The 24672-nt window shown below is 57.8% G+C and carries 24 protein-coding genes and 6 tRNA genes; 22 read left to right on the top strand and 8 right to left on the bottom strand.

All coding sequences use genetic code 11. The features are described 5' to 3' along the window. Positions 1-36 precede the first annotated feature (36 nt). Positions 37-900 carry a cytochrome gene (locus ACX5K5_RS09890; RefSeq protein WP_459174350.1) on the bottom strand — a complete coding sequence of 288 codons (864 nt, stop codon included), beginning with the start codon at positions 898-900 and terminating at the stop codon, positions 37-39. Between the two features lie 194 nt (positions 901-1094). Here ACX5K5_RS09890 and ACX5K5_RS09895 point away from each other — a divergent pair. The 8 genes from ACX5K5_RS09895 to ACX5K5_RS09930 all read left to right on the top strand — a co-directional run bounded on the left by ACX5K5_RS09895 (position 1095) and on the right by ACX5K5_RS09930 (position 3423). Further along, positions 1095-1167: transfer RNA gene (locus ACX5K5_RS09895), tRNA-Gly, on the top strand. A gap of 55 nt (positions 1168-1222) precedes the next feature. Continuing rightward, positions 1223-1293: transfer RNA gene (locus tag ACX5K5_RS09900), tRNA-Cys, on the top strand. A 25-nt stretch (positions 1294-1318) separates the two neighbouring features. Continuing rightward, positions 1319-1390: transfer RNA gene (locus ACX5K5_RS09905), tRNA-Val, on the top strand. Between the two features lie 34 nt (positions 1391-1424). Further along, positions 1425-1497, top strand: a tRNA-Gly gene (locus tag ACX5K5_RS09910). 53 nt (positions 1498-1550) lie between these two features. Beyond that, positions 1551-1622: transfer RNA gene (locus tag ACX5K5_RS09915), tRNA-Val, on the top strand. A gap of 28 nt (positions 1623-1650) precedes the next feature. Further along, a tRNA-Gly gene (locus tag ACX5K5_RS09920) sits at positions 1651-1726 on the top strand. 163 nt (positions 1727-1889) lie between these two features. After that, a complete protein-coding gene (locus ACX5K5_RS09925) occupies positions 1890-2111 on the top strand; it encodes an antitoxin (RefSeq protein ID WP_096253833.1) in 222 nt (73 codons plus the stop codon). Positions 2112-2235: 124 nt separating this feature from the next. Further along, entirely contained in the window at positions 2236-3423 is a 1188-nt protein-coding gene (locus tag ACX5K5_RS09930) for a benzoate/H(+) symporter BenE family transporter (protein WP_443437852.1), read from the top strand. 30 nt (positions 3424-3453) lie between these two features. Here the strand turns inward: ACX5K5_RS09930 and zapE are convergent, their stop codons facing one another. Continuing rightward, positions 3454-4494, bottom strand: coding sequence for a cell division protein ZapE (gene zapE / locus ACX5K5_RS09935; RefSeq protein ID WP_096253835.1), 1041 nt, complete (start codon positions 4492-4494; stop codon positions 3454-3456). A 217-nt stretch (positions 4495-4711) separates the two neighbouring features. Between zapE and ACX5K5_RS09940 the strand changes: the two genes are divergently transcribed. The 3 genes from ACX5K5_RS09940 to ybaK are packed head-to-tail and all read left to right on the top strand — an operon-like array spanning position 4712 to position 6599. Beyond that, positions 4712-5626 carry a sulfurtransferase gene (locus ACX5K5_RS09940; RefSeq protein ID WP_096253836.1) on the top strand — a complete coding sequence of 305 codons (915 nt, stop codon included), beginning with the start codon at positions 4712-4714 and terminating at the stop codon, positions 5624-5626. After that, positions 5623-6060: a SufE family protein gene (locus ACX5K5_RS09945; protein ID WP_096253837.1), complete on the top strand. Its 438-nt coding sequence runs from the start codon at positions 5623-5625 to the stop codon at positions 6058-6060. The genes ACX5K5_RS09940 and ACX5K5_RS09945 overlap by 4 nt, the downstream gene beginning before the upstream one ends. A gap of 32 nt (positions 6061-6092) precedes the next feature. Continuing rightward, a complete protein-coding gene (gene ybaK / locus ACX5K5_RS09950) occupies positions 6093-6599 on the top strand; it encodes a Cys-tRNA(Pro) deacylase (protein WP_188685784.1) in 507 nt (168 codons plus the stop codon). Here the strand turns inward: ybaK and ACX5K5_RS09955 are convergent. After that, positions 6590-7807, bottom strand: coding sequence for an alpha/beta hydrolase (locus ACX5K5_RS09955; protein WP_459174351.1), 1218 nt, complete (start codon positions 7805-7807; stop codon positions 6590-6592). The two genes, ybaK and ACX5K5_RS09955, sit on opposite strands and share 10 nt — an antisense overlap. A gap of 62 nt (positions 7808-7869) precedes the next feature. On the opposite strand from ACX5K5_RS09955, the gene msrB reads away from it, so the two are divergent. The 10 genes from msrB (at position 7870) to ACX5K5_RS10005 (ending at position 18289) form a co-directional block, all read left to right on the top strand. After that, positions 7870-8277 carry a peptide-methionine (R)-S-oxide reductase MsrB gene (gene msrB / locus ACX5K5_RS09960; RefSeq protein ID WP_096253853.1) on the top strand — a complete coding sequence of 136 codons (408 nt, stop codon included), beginning with the start codon at positions 7870-7872 and terminating at the stop codon, positions 8275-8277. A 146-nt stretch (positions 8278-8423) separates the two neighbouring features. Next, positions 8424-9797: a DUF6421 family protein gene (locus ACX5K5_RS09965; protein WP_441665327.1), complete on the top strand. Its 1374-nt coding sequence runs from the start codon at positions 8424-8426 to the stop codon at positions 9795-9797. 10 nt (positions 9798-9807) lie between these two features. Then, complete coding sequence (locus tag ACX5K5_RS09970; protein ID WP_096253841.1) at positions 9808-10497, top strand: SDR family NAD(P)-dependent oxidoreductase; 690 nt, start codon at positions 9808-9810, stop codon at positions 10495-10497. Between the two features lie 82 nt (positions 10498-10579). Then, positions 10580-11641: a threonine aldolase family protein gene (locus ACX5K5_RS09975; protein ID WP_096253842.1), complete on the top strand. Its 1062-nt coding sequence runs from the start codon at positions 10580-10582 to the stop codon at positions 11639-11641. A gap of 55 nt (positions 11642-11696) precedes the next feature. Beyond that, the gene (locus ACX5K5_RS09980) at positions 11697-12338 is read left to right on the top strand and encodes a DUF3000 domain-containing protein (protein WP_096253854.1); all 642 of its coding nucleotides are present in this window, start codon (positions 11697-11699) and stop codon (positions 12336-12338) included. A gap of 34 nt (positions 12339-12372) precedes the next feature. Beyond that, the gene (locus tag ACX5K5_RS09985) at positions 12373-13590 is read left to right on the top strand and encodes a ribonuclease D (protein WP_188685779.1); all 1218 of its coding nucleotides are present in this window, start codon (positions 12373-12375) and stop codon (positions 13588-13590) included. Between the two features lie 150 nt (positions 13591-13740). Beyond that, positions 13741-14991, top strand: a complete 1251-nt coding sequence (locus ACX5K5_RS09990) for a thiolase family protein (RefSeq protein WP_459174352.1) — start codon at positions 13741-13743, stop codon at positions 14989-14991. A gap of 10 nt (positions 14992-15001) precedes the next feature. After that, positions 15002-17116 carry a 3-hydroxyacyl-CoA dehydrogenase NAD-binding domain-containing protein gene (locus ACX5K5_RS09995; protein ID WP_096253844.1) on the top strand — a complete coding sequence of 705 codons (2115 nt, stop codon included), beginning with the start codon at positions 15002-15004 and terminating at the stop codon, positions 17114-17116. A 155-nt stretch (positions 17117-17271) separates the two neighbouring features. Further along, a complete protein-coding gene (locus ACX5K5_RS10000) occupies positions 17272-17745 on the top strand; it encodes a Rieske (2Fe-2S) protein (RefSeq protein WP_096253845.1) in 474 nt (157 codons plus the stop codon). A 67-nt stretch (positions 17746-17812) separates the two neighbouring features. Further along, entirely contained in the window at positions 17813-18289 is a 477-nt protein-coding gene (locus tag ACX5K5_RS10005) for a Rieske (2Fe-2S) protein (protein ID WP_096253846.1), read from the top strand. Between the two features lie 84 nt (positions 18290-18373). Here the strand turns inward: ACX5K5_RS10005 and ACX5K5_RS10010 are convergent, their stop codons facing one another. Further along, positions 18374-19348, bottom strand: coding sequence for an aldo/keto reductase (locus ACX5K5_RS10010; RefSeq protein ID WP_096253847.1), 975 nt, complete (start codon positions 19346-19348; stop codon positions 18374-18376). A gap of 137 nt (positions 19349-19485) precedes the next feature. Between ACX5K5_RS10010 and argG the strand changes: the two genes are divergently transcribed. Next, positions 19486-20913 carry an argininosuccinate synthase gene (argG, locus tag ACX5K5_RS10015; RefSeq protein WP_096253848.1) on the top strand — a complete coding sequence of 476 codons (1428 nt, stop codon included), beginning with the start codon at positions 19486-19488 and terminating at the stop codon, positions 20911-20913. Between the two features lie 98 nt (positions 20914-21011). Here argG and ACX5K5_RS10020 read toward each other — a convergent pair whose 3' ends face one another. The 4 genes from ACX5K5_RS10020 to dxs all read right to left on the bottom strand — a co-directional run bounded on the left by ACX5K5_RS10020 (position 21012) and on the right by dxs (position 24565). Continuing rightward, positions 21012-21347, bottom strand: coding sequence for a hypothetical protein (locus tag ACX5K5_RS10020; RefSeq protein WP_096254291.1), 336 nt, complete (start codon positions 21345-21347; stop codon positions 21012-21014). Between the two features lie 62 nt (positions 21348-21409). Continuing rightward, a complete protein-coding gene (locus tag ACX5K5_RS10025) occupies positions 21410-21979 on the bottom strand; it encodes a hypothetical protein (RefSeq protein ID WP_096254290.1) in 570 nt (189 codons plus the stop codon). Between the two features lie 34 nt (positions 21980-22013). Continuing rightward, positions 22014-22601 carry a DUF402 domain-containing protein gene (locus tag ACX5K5_RS10030; RefSeq protein ID WP_240520443.1) on the bottom strand — a complete coding sequence of 196 codons (588 nt, stop codon included), beginning with the start codon at positions 22599-22601 and terminating at the stop codon, positions 22014-22016. Beyond that, on the bottom strand, positions 22598-24565 hold the full coding sequence (gene dxs, locus ACX5K5_RS10035; protein ID WP_443446608.1) for a 1-deoxy-D-xylulose-5-phosphate synthase: 1968 nt from the start codon (positions 24563-24565) through the stop codon (positions 22598-22600). The genes ACX5K5_RS10030 and dxs overlap by 4 nt, the downstream gene beginning before the upstream one ends. Positions 24566-24672: the final 107 nt, after the last annotated feature.

A 24672-nucleotide genomic window follows, 5' to 3' on the forward strand; every position in this document is an offset into this window, starting at 1 on the left:
GTCAGTGTCGGGCGCACCAACACTAACTACACCAGTCTACGGTGCCGCAGGCGACTGGTCCTGAGGCGGCGGCGTGATTTCCACCAGTGAGGCACGAGCTTGGGCAATCTTGAACTGCGCTTCCCAGTTGCGGCGCAGTGCGTAAAACTTCGACCAATAATCGGGGAGCGCCTGAACCGGAGCCATAAAAGTTCGACTCCCGCCCTCCCCTAGCGCGACCGCCAGCAGCATCGAATCGGTGCCATGAGGCCAAACCTGCCAGGTGCCGGCTTCAGCGTCGAGCACTTGCTCCTCGGCCTTGGCGGCCGCCGCAAGTTGCATGATGACTTTGTCATCCGGGGTTTTCACGAACCCCTCACGATCCATGGCCTTGGTTTTGTAATCCACCAAGCACACCTTGCCGCCAATTCGGGCCACCAGGTCGATGGTTCCCGCGTAGCCGACACTGTGATTCCACACCGTCACCTCGGTGGCTAATGGTTGCACCTGATACTGTTCCCACCATTTTTCAAAGTGTGTCGCAAAGCCCAGTTCGTTATTGGCTTCCAGTTCGGCGTACGCCTTCTCCAGTTGCTCGGGTTCTCCTAAGGCACGCAATGCGTAGTGTTCGGCGTAGTTATGCACCCGATCCCCGCGAGCGGCAGCCGAGTCCCGGAAGCGTTCGGCGGCCGCGGCAGATTCACGCACCAATGAACGCATTTTGCTCGGTTGCGACAACGCCTCGGACAAACGTTGATCTTCAGACAGGGTCTTGGCTGCCAGATAGCCGGCCCATCCGGAGAGATCCATTTTGTCCATACCGATGACCGTGGTGATCGAAGGGACGGTGGCTTCCCCTCCCACTTGACGGCTGTACATTCGACCCAATTCGGTTTGAATAGCAAGTTTTGGTGACGTCATGCACACGATCATGGCACGGCCTGTGGACGCTTTGCTCCTAGTCCGAACGAGATTCATGAATATTCCGCGTAGTTCCGCGGGTTTTAGGCTTTGTGAACCAGATCTCACGCCCTCGATTTGGAAGCCTGCGGAAACTCGTATAGAGTTTTTACTCGTTGGAGCGAACGGAAACGGCGCGAAAACAAGCACTTTTTGCGGACATAGCTCAGCTGGTAGAGCGCAACCTTGCCAAGGTTGAGGTCGCGAGTTCGAACCTCGTTGTCCGCTCGCAGAAAGAAACATCGACTAAGTAAAATTAGTCAGCTCGGCCTCGGCCGAGTATGGTGGGGTGGCCGAGAGGCGAGGCAGCGGCCTGCAAAGCCGTTTACGCGGGTTCGAATCCCGTCCCCACCTCGCAAAGAGGTTAGTTATTCTTTTTGCGCGATTGGCGCAGCGGTAGCGCGCTTCCCTGACACGGAAGAGGTCACTGGTTCGATCCCAGTATCGCGCACGGACTTTTGATTTTCGGATCAAGATTCACAAATGCGGACATAGCTCAGCTGGTAGAGCGCAACCTTGCCAAGGTTGAGGTCGCGAGTTCGAACCTCGTTGTCCGCTCTGAGAAATCAGAGTTTACTTTGTTTTCTGTCGAGATTCTTCGGAATCCTTCGGCGCGATTGGCGCAGCGGTAGCGCGCTTCCCTGACACGGAAGAGGTCACTGGTTCGATCCCAGTATCGCGCACTGAATATTAGTGAAAACTAGTATTCATGCGGTCATAGCTCAGCTGGTAGAGCGCAACCTTGCCAAGGTTGAGGTCGCGAGTTCGAACCTCGTTGACCGCTCCAAAACAAAAAAGAGAATCACTCCAAGTGATTCTCTTTTTTGTTTAAGGTCACAGCACCAACACGCCCGGGAATTCCCAGACTCTTCCATGCAGGCGGAATTCGTTTTAGGGTGGACAACAGTTGTGGAGCTAAAAGGGTTCCCACAGTCGAATGGAGGTGCAGCATGGCAGGATTTGATGATCTGCGTGGCAAGGCAGAGGAATTCGCAAAGCAGAACCCGGATCAGGTCTCAGAAGGTATTGAGAATGTCGGCAATTTTGTCGATGACAAGACCGGCGGCAAGTTCGAAGGACAGGTCGACGGTGCCCAGCAGGGTGCTAACGACTTCCTTGGCGGACTTGGCGGCAACGCTGAGCAAAACGAAGGACAGAACAACGAGGGCTAATCCCCTATTGTTCGTGCTTCGGCCTTGACCAAGCATCCTGGAAAGGTACCGACAGACTGTTGGTACCTTTCTTGCTTTAATAACGAATAACTTCATTTCGTGCCTGACCTGACAGAATGTCCCTATGACCGAACGCACCGATACTCACGTCAATGGCTTGGCTCAAGCGATCATCGCTGGCCTAGTGACCACAATGGTCGGATTCATCGCATCCTTTGCCGTGGTACTTGCGGGGCTTTTCCAGGTCGGTGCGACCGAGAGTCAGGCCGCATCCGGATTACTGATCCTCTCCCTGGGCGTGGGGCTGTGCAGCATCGTACTGTCATTAAGACATCGCATACCGCTAACTATTTCTTGGTCTACGCCGGGCGCTGCAATGCTCGCGGCACTGGCTCCTGGCGCATTTAGCTTCGAGCAGGCAGTCGGTGCATTCATCGTGGGCGGGGTGCTGATCATGGCAACCGGCCTACTCCCCTTTTTACAGCGCTTACTGACTCACATTCCGGTGCCGATCGCTCAGGGAATGCTCGCAGGCGTATTGCTTCCGCTGTGCCTGAAACCACTCACCGCGCTTAGTACGATACCGGTCCCCGCGTTCGGCATCCTACTGGTGTTTCTCCTCGGACTCAGATTTTTGCCTAAATTTGCGGTAGTCCTGAGCATGCTGGCGGCGGTGTGCTTTGGGCTGTGGCATATTGCCGGGACAAATGCGTGGGCGAAATTGGAACTGCTTCCGACTCTGGAGTGGGTAAGCCCGGAATTTTCTTGGGCGGCGATTGTGAGCATTAGCGTGCCGTTGGTTATCGTGACCATGGCTTCGCAGAATATCCCGGGGGTGGCGGTGGCCAAATCCTTCGGGTACACCGTGCCGTGGCGTTCCTCAATGTTGCTCACCGGTGCTGGAACTGGTGTGAGCGCGTTTTTTGGTGGGCATGCGATCAACTTGGCGGCGATTACCGCGGCCTTGGCCTCCGGGCCCGAAGCGGGAGTGGATCCGTCTAAGCGCTGGCGCGCGGCGGTAAGTTCTGGAGGCTTCTATCTCTTCTTCGCGGTGTTTAGCGCGCTAATTGTTTCTGTGGCGAGCGCATCGCCGGCAGGGTTGTTCCAGGCAGCGGCAGGATTGGCTCTTTTGGCCACCCTCACGCAGTCATTACTCGGTGCGATGCACGATGTGCAATGGCGTTTGAGTGCGTTGGTGACGGTGCTGGTAGCCGCCGGTAATGTCACGTTGCTGGGGGTTGGCGGTGCATTTTGGGCGCTGCTGGCCGGGCTGTTAACGCACTTCATCGTCGAGCGTGGCGCTCGACGATGAAGTAGGAAAATTCTTGAAACTCAGCTGTGCTTAGAGCGCGGGCTCGCCAACCTGCCCCTCACGGGCTAGAGCGGTCAAACGAGAGACGGCGCGGTAGTACTTCTTCTGGTAACCGCCGGCCATCATTTCTGCGGTGAACAACTCGCTAAATGGCTTGCCGGAGGCCACGATCGGCACGTCCTTGTCATATAAGCGGTCAGCGAGGACCACAAAACGCAAGGCGATCGACTGATCGGTGATGGTGTCCACGTTGTGCAAGACCAGCGCATCCGTTTCCGCCAGTAGCTGGCGGTAGCGCGATGGGTGGACCTTGTGCAGGTGAGCCACTAGTTCAGCGAAGTCATCAACCGCCAGGGTTGCCTCTGGGTAACGCTCGGTGGCAAAGTCCTCGATGGCCGAATCATCCAACGGCTGCGGTGCGTCGGGCAGGCCACGGTGGCGGAAGTCGACACCGTCCACGCGGTGCACGTCAAACTGCTCCGAGAGGGTTTTGATTTCACGTTGGAAATCCACGGCGGCGAAGCGGCCCTCGCCGAGTGCGCCAGGAAGCGTATTGGAGGTCGCCGCCAGTTTTACTCCGGCGTCGGAGAGTTCGCGCATCAGCCGAGACATCAGCACGGTGTCTCCTGGATCGTCGAGCTCAAACTCGTCGATGCAGACCAGCTTGTATTCGCTGAGCACCTCTACGGTGCGACGGAAAGACAGGGCGCCGACCAGGTTGGTGTATTCCACGAAGGTGCCGAAGGCTTTAGGGCCCGGGCTAGCGTGCCACAGCGAGGCGAGCAGGTGGGTTTTGCCCACACCAAAGCCGCCGTCGAGGTACATGCCGTTTTTGGCAGTGGTTTTTTTCCCGAAGAGCTTGGAGAACAGCCCACCACCGTTGTTTTTACCCACTGTTTGCGCGAAGTTGCTCAGTTTGCTGACCGCTTCGGCCTGAGAAGGCTGGTTAGGGTCCGGACGGTAGGTGTTAAAGGACACCTCACCAAAACGGTAGGACGGGTGGAAGCCGGCCAACAGTTCATCGACCGAGAGGTTCGGTGTGGTCTGTGTCAGGTGAATGATCTTGGCCATACGTTCGGTGGTGTCCTTCAGTTCGACGTGCGGGTGATGAATTGGGTCTACTACCTGCGGCCCATCGGCCAGTTTACCTTGGCGAGGGCTCGAAGATGGAGAAGAATGTCGCACCCCACACGATTGTTAGCACTTCGGTACTAGGCTAGAAAGTGAGAATGTGGCTGGCGCCCGCGCGCCAGCGGATAAAAACGCAAGACAAGGAATGTGATCACGCATGTCATTACCGCTGGAGAACAACCCAAACTACGCGCAGTATGCCCACCCCGAACGTCTGGTATCTACCGACTGGTTGGCAGCAAATCTGGGTGCTAAGAACCTGGTAGTGCTCGAATCCAACGAAGACATTTTGCTCTACTCCACCGGGCATATCCCCGGTGCGCTGAAAATCGATTGGTTCACCGAGCTGAACGATGAGGTCACCCGCGATTACGTGGAGGGTGAGGCCTTTGCCCAGCTCATGGCCGCCAAGGGCATTAGCCGTGATTCGACCGTAGTGATTTACGGGGACAAGTCCAACTGGTGGGCCGCCTACGCGCTGTGGGTATTCACCCTCTTTGGCCACGAAGATGTGCGTTTGCTTGATGGCGGACGTGACAAGTGGATCGCCGAGGGTCGCGAGACCTCCACCGAGAAGCCAGCGGTCACTGCCACCCAATACCCGGTGATCGAACGCGACGACAGCGTGATTCGCGCCTACCTGCCACAGGTGCTTGAACACCTGGGCAACCCGCTGATTGATGTGCGCTCCCCTGAGGAATACACCGGCGAACGTACCCACATGCCAAATTACCCCGAAGAGGGTGCGATGCGCGGCGGGCATATTCCGACCGCCGCCTCGGTGCCGTGGGGTAAAGCTGCCGCTGCCGATGGCACATTTAAGTCACGCGCCGAATTGGAAGCGATTTACTTCGAAGAAGCCGGATTGAAGCCAGGCGACGACGTGGTGGCCTATTGCCGTATTGGCGAGCGTTCCAGCCACACCTGGTTTGTGCTCAAGCATCTGTTGGGTTTTGAGTCCGTACGAAACTATGACGGTTCGTGGACCGAGTGGGGCAACGCGGTAGGTGTGCCTATTGTGCGCGGCGAGGCCAATGGCGAACTACCTGCTAAGCGCGGAGCTCGCGCATGAGCGCGCTAAACCCGGCGCTGGCAGAAATCGTCGAGGAGTTCAGTGAGGTTCCTGAAGCCGACAGGCTGGAACTGTTGTTGGATTACTCGCGCGAGTTGCCCGAGCTGCCACCGCATTTGGCCGAGCATCCAGAACTTTTGGAACAGGTGGTGGAGTGCCAGTCGCCGCTGTTTTTGATCGTCGAGGTGGGCGCGGATCAGGTGGTGCGCTTGTTCTTCTCCGCTCCCCCGGAGGCGCCGACTACTCGTGGTTTTGCTTCCGTGCTTGCCGCCGGCCTAGACGGGTCTTCTGCCGAGGAAATCTTGGCCGTTCCTGAGGACATGCCTGCCCGATTGGGTTTGTCCCGTGCATTATCCCCGTTGCGGATGCGTGGGATGAGCGCGATGCTTGGCCGGATTAAGCGTCAGGTCACCGAACAGTTGGCCGCCGCGTAGCGGTTGGCATACGACGGAAACGAAAATAGTTCGTGGCGAAAAAATCGAAGGCCGCTTCCACTCCGGCAACCGCCGCCTTGGAAGCGGCCGACATTACCTATGTGGCGCATAGTTATACGCATAGTGATTCGGCGCAAAGTTACGGCGCGGAAGCTGCCGCGCAGTTGGGCGTTGATGCTCGGCGGGTGTTTAAAACACTGATGGTGTCCACCGGCGCGCGGGCCAGCGAGGAGTTGGCCGTGGCGATTGTCCCGGTGGATTCGACGTTGGACCTGAAATCCGTGGCAGCGGTTTTAGGCGCTAAAAAGGCGCAGATGGCAGACAAAGACGCCGCGCAACGGCGCAGTGGTTATGTGCTGGGCGGGATCTCACCATTCGGCCAGCGCCAAATTTCCCCGACGGTAATCGACGCCAGCGCGGGGCAGTTTGAAACCATTTTTATTTCCGGTGGACGGCGCGGGTTCAGCCTTCAACTAGCCGCCGATGATGCGGTAAAAATCTTGAACGCACTGGTCGTACCAATCGCGAACTACCGCTGAGCTTCTATCCGCCGGGTGAGGAATTCACGGATTGCAGCGGCAAAACCCTGCGGGTCACTATTTGGTTCCCGGGTATGCCCGGCACCGGAAAAGACTCGCAGGGTGACCAGATCTGGACGTAGGGCAGCAAGTTTGAGACTCGGACCGTAGGGCACAAACTGGTCATCTTTACTGTGCATGAGCAGGGTCGGATGGTGTAACTCGGCGGCCCGGTCCACCCAGTTGAGCCTTTTGAGATTCACCGGTGCGGCGAGCCCGGTGGCCCAACGCCCTGCCCTATTTGTCAGGAGCCACCCGGCAAAACGCCCCACAGTTTGCGGGATTTTATTTAGTCTTGCCTGGTGCGAGATGACATCAACCCAGTTGATCACCGGTCCCACGAGCATCAGCGAGTCGATGTGAGCAGCCAGCGCCGAGCGATCCGCGGTTTGCAGAGCGATTGCCCCGCCCATGGACCAGCCCAAGAGCACAATCTGTGTGGCCCCGTGGTTCCGGGCGTAGCGCACCGCCGTTTCCACATCCTGCCATTCGGTATCCCCTAGCCCGTAGCGCCCATCGACCGCGTTGGGGGCAAGTCCGTCGTTGCGGTAACTCATCAGCAACACGGTTGCGCCCAGCTCGGTGAGCACCGGTAGTGCGCGGATGGATTCGGTACGCTTGGCGCCGCGTCCATGCACCCCGATCACCCAGAGATTCCGCGCGGTGGTGCCCGGAATCAGCCATGCCGGTCCGGGTCCCACAGCCAAGTCGAGGGTGATGTCTTCGGCGTCAAAACCTGCATCTTGCGGGTGTTCATAGATGGCCCCGGAAAGATATCCCCGACGCACTCCATCCAGGCTACCGCGATAGATTTGTTCGAGTTTGCGGGCTACTAGCCGAGGCTTCTCGGGTACCGGGCGCGGAGCCGATAGCCGGGCCACGCAGGCTTCATCCTCGGCGATGAGCATGCACGCGCCAGGATCGGCGGTGTCTGCGCCGCGGGTGAAATGCAACCAGATTTGCCCTTCCTCGTCGGTGATGATGGCGCGAATAAGCGCGTTGCCCGTGCGTCGTTCTTCCGGGGTGACCATGCGCCGGGCAAAATATCCCGCCAACGCCGAGACGCTGGCGGCAAATACCGAGCCCGCAGCAAGTCCCAGGGAGACGCCCAATAGCGTGGCGGGCAGGGTTTTGCGCGGTTCTAAGGTGTCGACAATGTTTCGAGCCATGTGCCCATACTCTCAAATGAACGCTCGGGAATCATCTCGCCGTTCAAATCGTTGTGTCCTATATGACTGAAGATTCAAAGAAGACAGAAATCGACTGGCAGCAAGTTCTTTCTCCGCAGGAGTTCAACGTCTTGCGCCAGGCAGGCACGGAACGTCCTTTTACCGGTGAATACTGGGACACCACCACACAGGGCGTGTACTCCTGCCGGGCTTGTGGCGCTGAGTTGTTTGCCAGTGACACGAAGTTTGACGCGAGCTGCGGTTGGCCCTCGTTTTACGCACCGCTAGCGGAGGACCGGGTGCGTTATATTACCGATGAGACGATGGGCATGAAGCGCGTTGAGGTGCGCTGTGCCAACTGTGATTCGCATATGGGTCACGTCTTTGAGGGAGAAGGTTTTAAAACACCCACCGATCTGCGGTACTGCATGAACTCGCTGAGCTTGAGCCTGCGGGAAACACAGGGCTAAAGCCTCTGACCGTCGTGGGGTGCACCTCACTCTTAGCATTAGAGATGCTTATCCATAGCTGATCGAGCATTACTAATGCTGTTCTTTGTGCGTAGCGTGATAGCTAAGCAACGTACCGACCACAGAATCTCAAGAGGTGCCCCACGATGACTCAGCTCCAGCACTCCCCACGCGCCACCGCGGACCAGCTCGTTTCCCATAGCGCATGGCTGTCTTTGAAAGCCTGTGCCACGCAATTCCAGAGCCTGCAGTCCAAAGACGGTTCGCTCTCCGATCCAGCAACACGCGGCGAAGCCAGCGAATTGATTGCCCGCATCGTGGCCGCACTGGAAGAACTCCTGCCATACTTCGCGCATGATGAGGCCTACCTCCGCGCACTCATCGCGGACCTGACCAAGTGGGAAAGCACCGACTTCGGGGTCCCTGACTTTTTGGATGCACTACTTCAGTTCCAACCTCAAACCCAGCGTGAAGACGGACTACTGCACCTGGTGCTCTTCCCGATGTACACGCAGAACGGCTCGACCAACCGCTATCTCGAAGCCGTGCTGGTTCAGGTCATGTGGCCTGACTTTATCTCCGAGCTCGAAGCCAACAGCTACACTAACGCGCTGTTCGTACCACTGCGTTTCCTCGACTTCACCGCCGGATACGACACCAACTCCGCGGTGCTCTTTCCAGAATCCGTAGCTATTCGCGAAACCCCGTCATTTACGTGGGGCGCCATCTTCCAAGACCGAGAGGCCGCACGTTTTCGCAAGGTGCTCAAGGAAGCCGCCGCGATCACCAACCTACAGTTACCTGACGACGCGGCAGAACTCCTTAGCGACCAGCAGTTAACCGAAGAGACCTTCATTATGTGGGATCTGATCCACGATCGCACCCACATGCGCGGGGACCTGCCATTTGACCCGTTCATGATCAAACAGCGCATGCCTTTCTTCCTCTACTCGCTCGAAGAGTTGCGTTGCGACCTGACCGCATTCCGCGAATCTATGAAGATCGCGAGCGACCCGAAAAGCGACCCAAAGGCCGCTAAGACCGCCAAGCTAGTGCAGTACGCGGTGATCTTCGACCGGATCTTCCGCTTTGCCATCACCGGCTCGCGGGTCCGTAACTACGACGGACTCGGCGGCCAGCTATTGTTCGCCTGGATGCACCAGCACCACGTTTTGCACTGGACCGACACCAAGCTGAGCATCGATTGGGATCAAGTACCAGAAATCGTTGCGGCCTTGGGGGATGCGATCGATGAGCTGTACTGGAAATCGATCGACCGCCCAAAGCTTGCGCACTGGCTGGCCGCCTATGAATTGGTCTCTTCCACGGTGACCCCGAACCCCGCCTCGGTGTGGGCTAAGGGCCCTGACGCGCTGCCACTGACTGCCCCACTGCGCGAAATCACCGACCAGGTCATGGACGACGAGTTCCCTCTGTCGATGTTCTACGAAGCGCTAAACAAGAAGATGGCCGCTGTGATCGACTCAACCCGTGGCATGACCGGCGCAACAAGCATCTAGGATCGGTTTTATGAGCAAAGTAGAAAATAATCGACTGGTACTGATTGCCGGGGCCACCTCGGCTGCAGGAGTCGCCGTGGCACGTGAACTTTCCGATGCCGGGGCGCGTGTTTTGGTGGTCGGCAGCAATACGGAACGCTTGGAAGAGCGCCTCGGGTTTGCTACCTCACGCTACGTCTGCGATCTCACTGATCTGCAGGCAGTAACCGCCCTTGGGGAGCAAGTACACGCGGAGCATGGAGCAATCGATGTTTTATTGCATCTGGTGGGCGGCTGGCGCGGCGGTAAATCGATCATCGGACAGTCCGACGCCGACTGGGATTTTCTGCACACCAGCGTGATGACTACCCTGCGCAATACGACTCGGGTGTTCGTCGATGATCTGGTCGCTTCAAGCGCGGGCCGTCTGGCAATTGTCAGCGCGCAGGCGGTCACGAATCCGACGCCTTCCAACGCCAATTATGGTGCGGTTAAAGCCGCGGCAGAGCACTGGGTTAACGCCATCGCAAGACTGTTCAGCAAGCAGGCTCCACAAGCGGCGGCGCTCAGTTGGGTTGTCAAAGCATTGAGCGACATGTCGGCTACCGAGGCGCCAGCTGGCCACACTCCCGTGGCGATTCTGGCCGCGGCAGCCGTTGAACTACTGAACGCGGACCCGGCGGTAGTCAACGGTCAACGCGTGCCATTGGCTACCGCCTAAGCAGGATCCAACGGTGGTGGTGTAGCGTTTTTAAGTGAGCACACCACCACCTACGTACCACCAGCAAAAGGACTCAAAACCTATGACCATTAGCCACGACCCTGCGGTGCGCGGATTCGCTTCCGATAATTACTCCGGAGTGCACCCACGCATCCTCGAGGCGATTACTCGCGCCAACGGCGGACATCAAAGCGCCTACGGTGATGACGACTACACCGCGGCTCTGGATCAGATGGCGCAGAAATTGTTTGGCGAGAACGCCGCGATTTTCCCGGTGTTTAACGGTACCGGCGCCAACGTGACCGCGTTGCAGTCGTTGCTTCCTCGCTGGGGAGCGGTAATTTGTGCAAATACTGCGCACATCAACGTGGACGAAAATGGTGCTCCTGAACGCATCGGCGGCTTTAAACTTCTGCAAGTGAACTCGGCTGATGGCAAGCTGACCCCGGAACTGATCGACCAGGAAGCCTGGGGCTGGGGCGATGAACATCGCGCCCAACCTTTGGCCGTGTCAATTACCCAGGGTACGGAGCTGGGCACTCTCTACACTCCAGCGGAGATTCGCGCGATTACCGACCATGCCCACAAACTGGGCATGAAGGTCCATTTGGACGGCTCACGCTTGTCTAATGCGGCGGCTGCGCTCGGCGTGGAGCTGCGTGAGCTCACCACCGACGTTGGCGTGGATATTGTTTCTTTGGGCGGGACCAAAAACGGCCTGCTGCTCGGTGAAGGCATTCTGACGCTGGATCCGGCATTAGCGCAGGATTTGAAATACCTGCGCAAGATGAATATGCAGCTGGGCAGCAAGATGCGTTTCATCTCCGCCCAGTTGCTTGAGCTCTACGGGACCGGGTTGTGGCGCGAGCTTGCCGGGCACTCTAACGCCATGGCTGCACAGTTGGCCGCTGCCGTCGCTGAGATCGACGGCGTTCAACTGGTCTACCCGGCGCAAGCAAATGGTGTTTTTGCTCAGTTGCCTACCGAGGTTTCGGACCAGTTGCGCGAGCACTTCCGCTTTTACGACTGGGACCGCGCAGCCGGCCACGTTCGCTGGATGTGTTCCTTTGACACCACCGAGGAAGACGTGCGCGCTTTTACGGCAAAACTTCGTGAGTTGATGGCCGCACACCGCGCGGCTTAGGCTAAATCGGCGCGCCGTACCGCACCAGCGGTACGGCGCGTTTTAGACTCGGGTGGTGACCAATGAACCTGCTGCTTCGCGAATTCCCACGGCCTTTTCCGAGGCGTTGGGCGAGCTCTCACGCGCAGATGTTCGTAAAGAACTAAAGATTACAGAGATCCCCGCTCCCGCCCGGCTGGCACCCTTCGCCTTGGCGCTGAGCGGCGATGTGCTGGAAAATTCGTTGCCTAGTCACGGACAACACGGTCAGGAATTTTCACGCACCCCATTTTTATTACCGGGAACCCCCTTAGCCACGGGGCGTTTTATCCTGCTTTTTGATCCTGCAGGCCAAGAGTTATGGGGCGGAAAATTCCGTGTCGTCACCTACATTCGCGCCCGATTAGATCACGAGATGGGCCAGGACTCGATGTTGGCTTCCGTAGCTTGGAGCTGGTTGGAAGAGGCATTGGCTGAGCGTCATGCCGCGCATCATTCCGCCGGCGGCACCGCCACACGGGTCATCTCCGAATCCTTCGGTGACCTTCAGGGGCAACACGACCATATCGACATCGAATTGCGCGCCTCGTGGACTCCGGAACACGGCGAGGCACTCGGCTCACATTTGAGCGCCTGGGCAGATATGGTGTGCACCTTTGCGGGCATGCCACCGCTGCCCGAAGGTGTACAACAACTGCCACACCATCGGATGAGCTAACGCTTTGTGCCATCGGTCCTAGAATAGAAGGACCATGACTACTTCAGATCCAGCCGCAGACCAGCAAACCCTGACTCCACTGACCGCTCCACGAGATGGTATCCCGGAAGTCATCAACACCCCTGCGGCACTGAACCGGGCGATTCGCGCGCTACGCGCTGGCACCGGAGATCTCGCAGTTGATACCGAACGCTCCAGCGGATTTCGTTATGGACGCCGCGCCTTCCTCATCCAAATACGTCGCGAAGGTGCCAGCACCTGGCTGATTGATCCCGAAAGTATTGAGTCGCTCGATCCGCTGGTCGACTTCATGAATGAATTGCCGTGGATCTTGCATGCTGCCACCCAGGATTTGCCGTGCTTACATGACGAGGGCTTGGCCCCGACCGGATTATTTGATACCGAACTTGCCGGCCGTTTAGCAGGTTTCCCCCGGGTCGCACTGGGAACGATGGTTGGGGAGCTATTAGGCCTGCAGCTAGCCAAAGAACATTCAGCGGTTGATTGGGCTACCCGACCTTTGCCCGAATCGTGGCTGAACTATGCGGCACTGGATGTGGAGGTTCTGTTTGAACTGCGTGAAGAGATTTCCCAGATCCTTGAAGAACAGGGCAAGCTAGAATTTGCTGCCCAGGAATTTGAGTATGTGCGCCATCTTCCAGATCCAGTGGCTCCACCCGAGGCTTGGCGCAAGCTCTCTGGTATCCATAAAATCAAGAACCGCCGGAACCTCTCGGTAGCTCGTGAACTTTGGCAGTCGCGCGAGTCCCTGGCAGAAAGCCGCGATGTGGCTCCAGGACGCCTGCTGCCAGATTCTGCCATTATGGCAGCCGTCGACCATCGGCCAAATAGTGTCCCCACACTGCTACAGATTCCAGGTTTCCACGGGCGTAGCGCAAAACGAGATGCTCCGCGCTGGCTGGATGCGATGCAACGCGGAAGAAATAACCCCGACCTTCCAGAATTACGTTCCGGGGTACAGGACCTACCCAACGCCCGCATCTGGGGCGAGAAGAATCCGCAGGCAGCCCTACGGCTCACCGCGGCGCGCGAAGTCCTCACGGAGATTAGCGAGCACTGGAACATCCCCGGAGAAAACCTTTTGACTCCGAAATTCCTGCGTGCGCTGTGCTGGAATCCGCCGGCGAGCTTGAGTATCGGAACCGTGGATAGTGCATTGGAAGAACTTGGCGCCAGGCCTTGGCAGCGCGAGCTTTTGAGTGCAAAACTTGCCGACGCATTGCGCGGCTAAGGCGCCATAGGCCTTCGGGAAATTGCTGAGTTACGCGCTCAGCACTTGCACTTCAAGTTACTCATGAGTAACGTATGGTTTAGGTCACTGTGATACTGACCACTGCCCCTGATCTTTGGGCAGCCTAAACCTATCCCAAGGAGCCCGACGGTGAGCGTCAACACTACCTCCGTGTCCGCACCCGCGCACACCTCACTAGAGGACCGCGATGTCTTTTTTGTCGATGGGGTACGCACCCCATTCGGTAGAGCAGGCGAAAAAGGCATCTATCACGGAACACGCGCCGATGACCTTGCGGTTAAAGCCGTTCGTGGTCTGCTCAGCCGCAACCCCGAAGTTCCGGCCGAGAAAATTGATGAAATCGCCATGGCTGCCACGACGCAGACCGGTGACCAAGGGCTAACCATCGGACGCACCGTTGGACTACTCTCGGGCATCCCCGAGTCGGTGCCCGGATTCGCCATCGACCGGATGTGCGCCGGCGCCATGACCGCGGTCACCTCGCTAGCTGGCGGCATCGCCTTCGGATCCTACGACGTCGTGATCGCCGGTGGCGTCGAGCATATGGGCAATCACCCCATGGGTGCCGGCGCAGATCCAAACCCACGCTTTCTGAGCGAAAAGATCGTCGACCCACAAGCACTAAACATGGGTAATACCGCCGAAAACCTGCATGACCGGTTCCCCGAAATCACCAAGGAACGTGCAGACAGCTACGCGGTAGCCTCCCAGCAGAAATTAGCCAAGGCTTACGAGCACAACCAGATCCAGCCGGATCTGGTTCAGGTTGCCGCACAACGACCAGGCGAAGGGTGGGCGGTCAACACCGTCGACGAACCACCACGGCCAAATACCACCATGGAATCCCTCGCCGACCTGCGCGCCCCTTTTCGTGCCCACGGCCGAGTCACTGCGGGTAATGCTGCGGGACTGAATGACGGAGCTACCGCAGCGATGCTCGCCAGCGGGACCGCCGTACGTGAACTTGGGTTAACACCAAAAATGCGTATGGTCTCCTTCGCCTTCGCCGGGGTCTCCCCCGATGTAATGGGCTACGGGCCGGTCCCGGCCACCGAAAAGGCACTGGCCAAGGCTGGACTGAAGATTTCAGACATCGGATTGTTTGAAATCAACGAAGCCTTCGCCGTGCAGGTGCTCTCCTTCCTCGACTTCTACGGCATCGACCAGAACGATGAGCGTGTTAACCGTTACGGTGGCGCGATCGCCGTCGGTCACCCGCTGGCTTCCTCTGGGGTGCGACTGATGACTCAGTTGGCTCGCCAATTCGACGAAGATCATTCGGTCAGATACGGAATCACCACCATGTGCATCGGCTTGGGCATGGGCGGCACCGTAATTTGGGAGAACCCAAACCACGCAGACTTTGGCACGAAGGCTTAGGGAAGAGAACATGACACAGGATTATTCGGCCGTCACCGAACTCATGCACGACGAAACCGTGACTCACTCCTTCACCAAGGATGTGCAGCTTCCAGATGGCAAAACGCTGGTACTGCTCACCTTAGATAACGGGCTGGATCATAAAAAACCCACCACGCTGGGCCCAAGCGGACTGATCGAACTGCGAGCGGAACTTGAAAAGCAGGCGGCGCGTGCCAAAGCCGGAGAAATTCACGGTCTAGCGATCACCGGCAAGCCGTACTTCTTGATCGCCGGTGCGGACCTGTCCGCAGTCACCCGCCTCTCCGCACCTGAACACGCAACCGCCATGGCTACACTGGGCCACCGCGCCTACGACCTACTGGCAGACCTAGGCGTGCCCACGTTCGCCTTTATTAACGGACTGGCCCTGGGCGGCGGACTAGAGATCGCGCTGGCCTGTAACTACCGTACGGTCAGCACCACCGCCGGAGCCCTGGGACTACCCGAAGCCTTCCTTGGCCTCATCCCAGGCTGGGCCGGCGTCTACCGCTTGCCACGACTTATCGGCCCGGAAAATGCGCTGAAGGTGATGGTGGAAAACCCACTAAACAACAACCGCACGCTCTCCGGCCCGGCAGCTCACAAGCTTGGTGTCGCCGATGCCTTGTTCGAACCAGCGGACTTCATCGAAAACTCGGTCAAGTTTGCCGGCTCGGTATTGAGCGGTGAACTCGAAGTACTGCGCGAAAATTCGGTGGATCCTAGCGACCCAGAGGTGGCACGGCGCTGGCTGGACGCGGCAGATCGGGCAGAAAAGTTCGTTGACGCGAAGCTTTCCGGCGCGACCCCCGCCCCGTACAAGGTGCTCGAAGTGTTCCGCAAGGGCATGACGCTCACCCAAGCGCAGTCCGCCGAACTAGAAATCGCTGCGCTGACCGAGCTGATGGCCACCCATGAGTTCAAGAACACCGTCTACTCGTTCCTTGACCTCGTGCAAAAGCGTGGCAAACGTCCTGCCGGAGCGCCTAGTGCCAAGCTTGCTCGCCCGGTCACGAAGGTTGGCGTGGTTGGTGCCGGATTGATGGCAAGCCAGCTAGCTCTACTCTTCGTGCGCCGACTGAACGTTCCGGTGATCATCACCGACCTTGATCAGTCCCGCGTAGACAAAGGTCTTGCCTACATTCACGGTGAAATCGACAAACTCCAAACCAAGGGACGGATGAGCCAGGACGCGGTCAACCGCACTAAGGCGCTAGTGAGCGGTTCGGTGACCAAGGAAGCCTTCGCCGACGCAGACTTTGTCATCGAGGCGGTCTTTGAAGAACTCAACGTTAAGAAGCAGGTGTTTGCCGAGGTTGAAGCCGTGGTATCTGCCGAATGCATCTTGGCCACCAACACCTCCTCACTCTCCGTCACCGAGATGGGCAAGGAACTAGCCCACCCTGAGCGCCTAGTCGGGTTCCACTTCTTCAACCCCGTCGCCGTGATGCCGTTGCTGGAAATTGCAGCGACCCAGTGGACTAACGAATCAACCGTGGCCACAGCCTTTGCTCTGGGTAAAAACCTACGCAAAACTACTGTGCGCACCAAGGATGCCACAGCATTTGTGGTCAACCGCGTGCTACTACGATTGATGAGTGAAGTTCAGGCAGCATTCGATGAAGGCACCGACGCGCTCACCGCAGATACCGCCTTGCGTCCAATGGGACTGCCGATGACTCCATTCACCTTGCTGTCTATGGTTGGTCTCCCCGTGGCACAACACGTCAATGAGTCACTTAATGCATCCTTCGGGGAGCGTTTTGCGATCTCAGAGAATCTGGGCAAGTTGATCGATGCAAAGATCACCACGTTGTGGATCAAGGATGACAAGGGTGCTCAGATACTAAACCCCGAGATGGATGGTTTGCTGAGCTTTGGTGACAAGCCTTCTTCCAAGGAGCAGATCCTGATCCGTGTGCAGGATGCCTTGGCCGAAGAAATCGGTTTGTTGCTTGCCGAAGGCGTTGTGGCCGAAGCTGCCGACGTTGATCTGTGTATGATCACCGGTGCCGGTTGGCCAATGCATCTGGGCGGGATCACCCCGTACCTCGATCAGGTTGGAGCCTCGGACCGAGTAAATGGGAAGAAGTTCAACTCCTAATCTCCCATTCTGCGAAGACCCCCGTGCGGCTGTTATTCCATTTGTGAATTACAGCCACACGGGGGTCTTCGCTTTTGCGCGCATTAGCCTGTGACTTGCTACGCAGAGGGCATACGGCTTAGCTTTGCCACAGGTTAATCTGAGAGAATCTAGCTATGACCGATATTGCTCGCCCCGCCCGCCGTACCGTAATGTGCGCTTCTGCGCTTCTAGGCTCCAGCGCATTACTCACCGCCTGTGGCAACGGAGAATCCGTCGCTCCCAACCCCACACCGGGTCAGGTACCGCAGCCAGCCGGCGAAGCGCAGACCGTACTGCCCTTAACCGATCTTCCAGAGAAGGCGCGGGCACAGGTTGTTGCCAAAGACCCAGCTACAGGCGAAGAGATTGGCGTATTGCTCTTCCGCAAAGACGCAAAAACCGTGCTGGCCTATTCGAGTATCTGCACCCACCAAGGATGTGCAGTGACCCCGAAGTCTTCCAAAAACGATTTTTACTGTGCCTGCCACGGTTCACGCTTCAGCCCCGCGGACGGTTCGGCGACCGCTGGGCCAGCAATCGAGGCCCTGCCCCGGTACGCTTGCGAAATCAAAGGTAAGGACATCGTCGTATATCTGGGCGAGGCCTAAACCACGACCAGGAATAAATACTTCTCGTTCTAGTGTTTTTCGCCTCCGGCTCTGCCACACTTAGCCCATGGATTCTCCTTCGAAGCCCACTCGTCGTACGCTTCTAGGCGCTGCCGGTGCCACAGGTCTTGGCGCGGCGCTCACCGCTTGTAGCCCTAGCTCCTCCCCCGGTTCATCGGAACAGGCCAGCGCGGCGCCCAGTCCCGACGGGGACGGTCAAAACGTGATGCCTAGCGATCAGCTAGCGGAACTGGGAAAGGCCGAGGTCACCGTACGCGGGCCTGCCAGCGGCAAAGATCTTGGCGTTTTGCTCTATCGACCAGATGCAAGCACGGTCTTGGCTTACTCGAATATCTGTAGCCACCAGGGATGTGCAGTGGGCACAGAAACTCCCGAAGCGAATTTTTATTGTGCTTGCCACGGCTCACGCTATGACTACAAAGACGGCAGTGTGCTCGCAGGACCTGCGCCGAAAGGACTTACTCGCTACGCCGCGAGCATCAAGGGACAAGACATCGTGGTTTATCCACCACTAGATGCTTGAGCAAGGGTTCAATAAATACCTCACGCAGGGAATCTCACCAGTTTTGATGAGATTCCCTGCGTTCATGGTGCGCGAAGATTCCGCTTAGAACAATGCCACCTTCTGTGGGCTAGGGAAGATCTGGTTGATTTCTTCGCGCTCGGTATCCGTGGGGACCCAGCTAATCGCCTCTGCATTGGCCGCGACCTGCTCCGGGCGCGTCGACCCGGCAATGACCGAGGACACTGGCTCTTGGGCCGCGAGCCAGCAGAATGCGAGCTGCGCTGGGGTGAGATCTCTTTCGGCAGCGAATGCCGCAAACTTATCCAACTGCTCAAAGTCACTGGTTTCGAGCAAGGCCTGACGAGCGTGTGTCAGTCGGCTTCCTTCCGGAGCCTGCCCCTTGGAATATTTTCCGGTAAGCAAACCGTTTGCCAACGGGAAGTAAGGCAACACGCCGAGACCGAATTCCTTGGCTGCGGGCAAGATCTCCAGCTCGGCTCGGCGATCAATAAGGTTGTAATGATTCTGCGCTGAAATAAATCGTTCGGCGCCCAACTCACGGGCTACATACTCGGCCTGAGCAATTTGCCAGCCAGTACGATTTGAGTGCCCAAGGTAACGTACCTTTCCGCTGCTCACCAGGTCATCGAGAGCTTTCAACGTTTCCTCAATGGGGGTGTTCGCATCAGGGGTATGGAATTGGTAGAGGTCAATGTAGTCGGTTCCCAAACGGCGCAATGAAGCTTCTACCGCTTTAACGATGTAGCGACGAGATCCGCGAGCGTTAAAGTCTGGACCGTTAACACCCTTCATATCCATGCCAAATTTGGTGGCGAGCACGATGTCTTCACGCGCGGTGCCCAGCGCCTTACCAAGGCGTTCTTCGGACAGGCCGGGCTCACGCCCATAGCAGTCGGCCACATCAAAGAGGGTGATTCCTGCATCGAGAGCGGCGTGGATCACCGCGTCGGTTCCGGCTTGTGATTCCGTGGCCGTTCCCGGGCGCCCCAAGTTGTTACAACCGAGTCCAACAACCGAAACACTCAGACCACTGCGGCCAAGCTGACGAAATTCCATGAGCACCTCTTTGATAATTTGCGCGGTGCCGCTTCACTTAGGCGGCGACTTACCCATAGGCTATCGGGTAGGACGGTGTGCTGAACATTTCACACCTCGATTCACTGTGTTGCATATTTATCCATTAGGATGGAAACATGTCAAAAGTCCTCACCTCTCTCCCTGTAGGCGAACGCGTCGGTATCGCGTTCTCCGGCGGCCTTGATACTTCGGTCGCAGTTGCCTGGATGCGCGACAAGGGCGCCATCCCTTACACCTACACCGGCGATCTGGGCCAGTACGACGAGCCCGACATCGATGCAGTTCCAGACCGTGCTCTGGAATACGGTGCCGAAGCCTCGCGCCTGGTCGATTGCAAACCAGCCTTGGTCGAAGAAGGCCTCGCAGCACTTGCTTGTGGTGCCTTCCATATTCGCTCGGGCGGAAAAGCCTACTTCAACACCACCCCACTGGGCCGTGCCGTCACCGGCACCCTGCTCGTTCGCGCGATGCGCGAAGACGGCGTGGATGTCTGGGGCGACGGGTCGACCTACAAGGGTAACGACATCGAACGCTTCTACCGTTACGGCCTCATGGCTAACCCGAAGCTGCGTATCTACAAGCCATGGCTTGACCCAGCATTCGTCGCTCAGCTGGGCGGCCGCTCGGAGATGAGTGAATGGTTGCAGGAGCACGGTTTCCCTTACCGTGACTCGGCAGCAAAGGCGTACTCCACTGACGCCAACATCTGGGGCGCAACCCACGAGGCAAAGACGCTAGAGCTGCTGGACACCTCACTTGAGGCTGTCGAGCCAATCATGGGCGTCAAGTACTGGGACGAATCGGTTGAGGTTAAGGCCGAAGATGTTTCGGTCACCTTCTCCGCCGGCCGTCCGGTAGCCATCAATGGCAAGGAGTTCACCGATCCGGTGGCCCTGGTCAATGAGGCGAACATCATCGGTGGCCGTCACGGTCTGGGCATGAGTGACCAGATCGAGAACCGTATCATCGAAGCGAAGTCGCGCGGCATCTACGAAGCACCTGCTATGGCGCTGCTGCACATCGCTTACGAGCGCCTGGTCAACGCGATCCACAACGAAGACACCGTAGCCAGCTACCACAACGAAGGTCGCCGTCTGGGCCGCCTGATGTACGAGGGTCGCTGGTTGGATCCACAGGCACTGATGCTGCGCGAGTCGTTGCAGCGTTGGGTCGGTTCGGCCATCTCCGGTACCGTGACCGTACGTTTGCGTCGCGGCGATGACTACACGATCTTGAACACCGAAGGTGAAAACCTTAGCTACCACCCGGACAAGCTGTCCATGGAACGCGTAGGTGACGCAGCCTTCGGTCCGCTGGATCGTATCGGTCAGCTGACCATGCGTAACCTGGATATCGCCGATTCGCGCGGTCGTCTGGAACAGTATGCAGGTATGGGCTTGGTTGGTGGATCCACCGCGAAGCTGGTTGGCGCACTGGAAAATGGTGGAGCGAACGACATTGTCGACGCCTCACCGGTCGACGAATCGGGTCTAGCAACGGACCGTGCCATCGAGTCCGCAGCGTTTGACTCCGGCACCGACTAAGGATTTTAGTCAATAACAATAAGCCGGCCAGAACATCTTTGAAAGATGTTCTGGCCGGCTTATTTTAACCGCCAGGATTCGAAAATTCTTGGCTGCGTCTAGGCTTCGATCAACGTCAGCAGTGAGCTCACGGCGATCGTGAAACCAACCAGCGCGACCAGGCGCAAGATCAGCCGGATTCGCGCGCCGGTTTTTGTATTCGGTGCCGGCAAGCGGAAGCCCTGCTCCACGATCCACGCGGCGAGCACCACGAACACCCCGCCTAAGGCCACCTGTACGTGCGAGACCTCGCTCAGTAACGAGGTGATACCGATACCAACGATTACGCCGAGGCAAGCCTGAAACACCAAGTGTAGAGGTGTGCGTGTAGCACCAAATTGCGATGTCTTACGCTTGGTCCCCGGGGTTTCGTCCCGGTCCTCTTGAGGAATCATCTGTCCTTTGTCCTTAGTTCATGAAGAACCTACTGTGGGCCGGAGTCCCGGCCCGAAGGTTATTAGCTCAGCGAAAACGGCTTGGCAGGCATCGGGTGTGCCATCTTGACCGCTTCAATATTGTCGTACGGTGCAATTCCGACGCTCATCTTAGTGGTATCCAATTTGGCATCGCGGACGCACACCTTGACCGAGGCCACGGCGAGTTTCGGAGCCGGCGAAAGGATCCGAATGTTGAGCTTGTTGGGTGCGAAGTCGCTCGATTCCACGGTCCCTAGTCCACGCCAGGCCAGATGTCCGGTGAGCGCTTCCTTGGCTTTCTTCTCCATGTAGCGGTCGCGCTCGGTGCCATCTTTGGTTTTCAGCGCATACTGCACAATCACCCAGCTCTGCTGCTCGGCAGGGATCTGCGCGTAGCCATCTTCTTCGCAGGCAGCGAGGAAACCGGCGAAAAGCTCGTCGGCTCGTTCCACCTTCACATCTTGAACATCGCTGGTCTTTGACATGTGACCCACGGTTCCATGGTTAATCACGAACTGGCCCAGCTCGTCTTCATCAAACTGCTGGTACCACGCTTCGCGGAACTGTAGTTCGTTCTTCTCGTCCAAGCGGTAGGTGCGAATAATCGCCATCTTTTTGTCCTTAGTAGTGGTGATAATGCTGGGCTCAGCGTGGAAGTTCCGCGACCTTTGCCAGCCAAAGCTGTCGGTGTGAGTGCGTGAAGGGTGGCAGGTTCTCTGCTACCTGGGCCATGAGTGACGTGCTGGTCTCGCGCATCTGACGCTGTAGTTCTTCGGGGTAGTTCATCTTCAACGCGTGCTCTTCAAACTCATCTTCATCGTCTAAAAAGGTGTCGCGGGTACGTGAACGAATGACGTCGAGATCCATATCGACGGAATTTACTTCCCATCCCCCACGGCGCAGCGGATGCCATCCAATCGAGGTGGCCAAATCGATATAGACGTCAAAATCGTCGGCTGCATCGGAGTAAAGCGTAGCGACCCAAAAACCGTGATGCGGGATGAGACACAGCGCATCGGTCAACGCCAAATGCGCGGTTCCGGGACGTGCTACCAAGGAACCCGCCGGTTGGTGCAGCCAATGACCATGTTCATCGGCGCCGAGATAAAAACCGGGGACCACCCAATGCGGTGTGCCATCGTATTTCCAGGCACGGCTGACAATGAGCGAGCCGAAACGCACCGATTCCGGGGTGCGAGTCAATCCGGTGGGAAACGGCATTGATGCGCTCACAGCTTGGGAATCTGACCAGTTGGTAAATCTTGTCCGGGCAGCGGACGCGCGAACGGCACCTTGGTTCCAAGAACCTGGGCCATGGTGTCCCGAGCCACCTGTTGAGCGGTGAGTCCCACCCGTTCAAGTACCTGAGCGCGGGTTCCGTGGGCCAAGAATTCTGTAGGTAAACCGACTTCGTTAAGTGCGGTATCTACTCCGGCTGCCCGCATTTCGGTGCGCAAGCGGGAACCGACGCCCCCGGCGCGCACGCCATCTTCGATACAGACCACGATGCGGTGGCGAGCGGCAAGAGAGACGACTGAGGCGGGAACCGGCAGTACCCAGCGCGGGTCAACGACGCTCACCGAGATGCCTTGGCTGTTGAGCCTATGTGCCACATCCAGTGATAGTTCGCTCATGGCTCCTACCGAAACGATCAGCACGTCCGGGGCGGCCCGATCTCCGAGGCGAGCGAGCACGTCAACTCCGTCAGGCAACCGATCAATCGCCTCAACTTCTTCACCGACCGACCCCTTAGAGAAGCGCACCACGCTCGGTGCATCGTCGATGGCCAGTGCTTCGCGCAGTTCTTCACGCAAGCGTGAGGCATCGCGCGGTGCTGCCAGATGAAGATTCGGCACAATCTGTGTCAAAGCCATATCCCACATGCCGTGGTGGCTGGGGCCATCTGGACCGGTGACACCAGCACGGTCTAACACGATGGTGACGCCGGCCTTGTGCAGGGCAACGTCCATCAGCAGCTGGTCAAAGGCGCGATTCAGGAAGGTCGCGTAGACGCAGACGACTGGGTGGAGGCCACCGAAGGCCAAACCCGCTGCGGCTGTCATCGCGTGCTGCTCGGCAATACCTACGTCGATGACGCGCTCTGGGTATTTGTCGGCCATTTTCTTTAGGCCCACCGGCTGCAGCATGGCACCGGTGATTGCGACAATGTCATCACGTTCGTCGGCGACCAAAGCAATTTCATCACCGAAGACGCTGGTCCAGCTCTTTGCTCCCCCGCTGGCAACCGGAACGCCGGTCTCCGGGTCGATCACGCCAACCGCGTGGAACTGGTCTGCCACGTCTGCGATGGCCGGAGCGTAGCCGTGACCTTTTTCAGTCATCGCATGAACCAGCACTGGACCGCCGAACTGCTTGGCTTGCAGCAGGGCTTCTTCGACGGCACGCTGGTTGTGACCGTCGATCGGGCCAATATATTTCAGTCCGAGGTCCTCGAACAATCCCTGAGGCGCCCACCAATCTTTGATTCCCTTTTTGGTGGCGTGCAGGGATTTGTAGGCGAAGGTTCCTACGGCGCCCGAGTCTTTGAGCTTGCCCTTGAGCTTGCTCATGGCGTCTTCGTAGGAAGGGTGGGTGCGGAACTTGTCTAGTTGCTGGCGCAACCCGGAGAGCTGGTTGGCTAGCCCGCCAATGGTCGGCGCGTAGGAACGCCCGTTGTCATTGACGACAATAATTGCTTTGCGGTCTTTGTCAGCGGCAATATTGTTGACCGCTTCCCAAGCCATGCCGCCGGTCAGCGCACCGTCGCCGACTAGCGCGATGGCGTAGCGCTCGGTCTGCTTACGAAGTTTGTTGGCCCGCGAGATGCCATCAACCCAGGACAGGGAGGCGGAGGCGTGCGAGGACTCGACGATGTCATGCTCGGACTCGCCACGGTCCGGATATCCGGCCAGGCCGCCTTGTTGGCGCAGCGTGGTGAAATCTTTTCGCCCGGTGAGCAGCTTGTGTACGTAGGACTGGTGTCCGGTGTCAAAAACGATGGAGTCGGTCGGTGAATCAAAGACGCGGTGGATGCCCAGCGTCAATTCAACGACGCCCAAGTTTGGGCCGAGATGGCCACCGGTACGCGCAACGTTGGCAATGAGGAAGGCGCGGATTTCTCCTGCGAGATCTTCCAATTGTTCTAGGGTGAGAGCCCGCAGATCGCTAGGCTTATTGATGGTCTCCAATAAAGACACTGTCATCCCCTTTACATGTTCGCCCATTACGGACCGGTCAATCCATGCGAAACACTAATTATAGCTTTCGCAGGACTCTTTCCATTATCCGTCACGTTTGGATATGG

Source organism: Glutamicibacter bergerei, assembly GCF_054495185.1.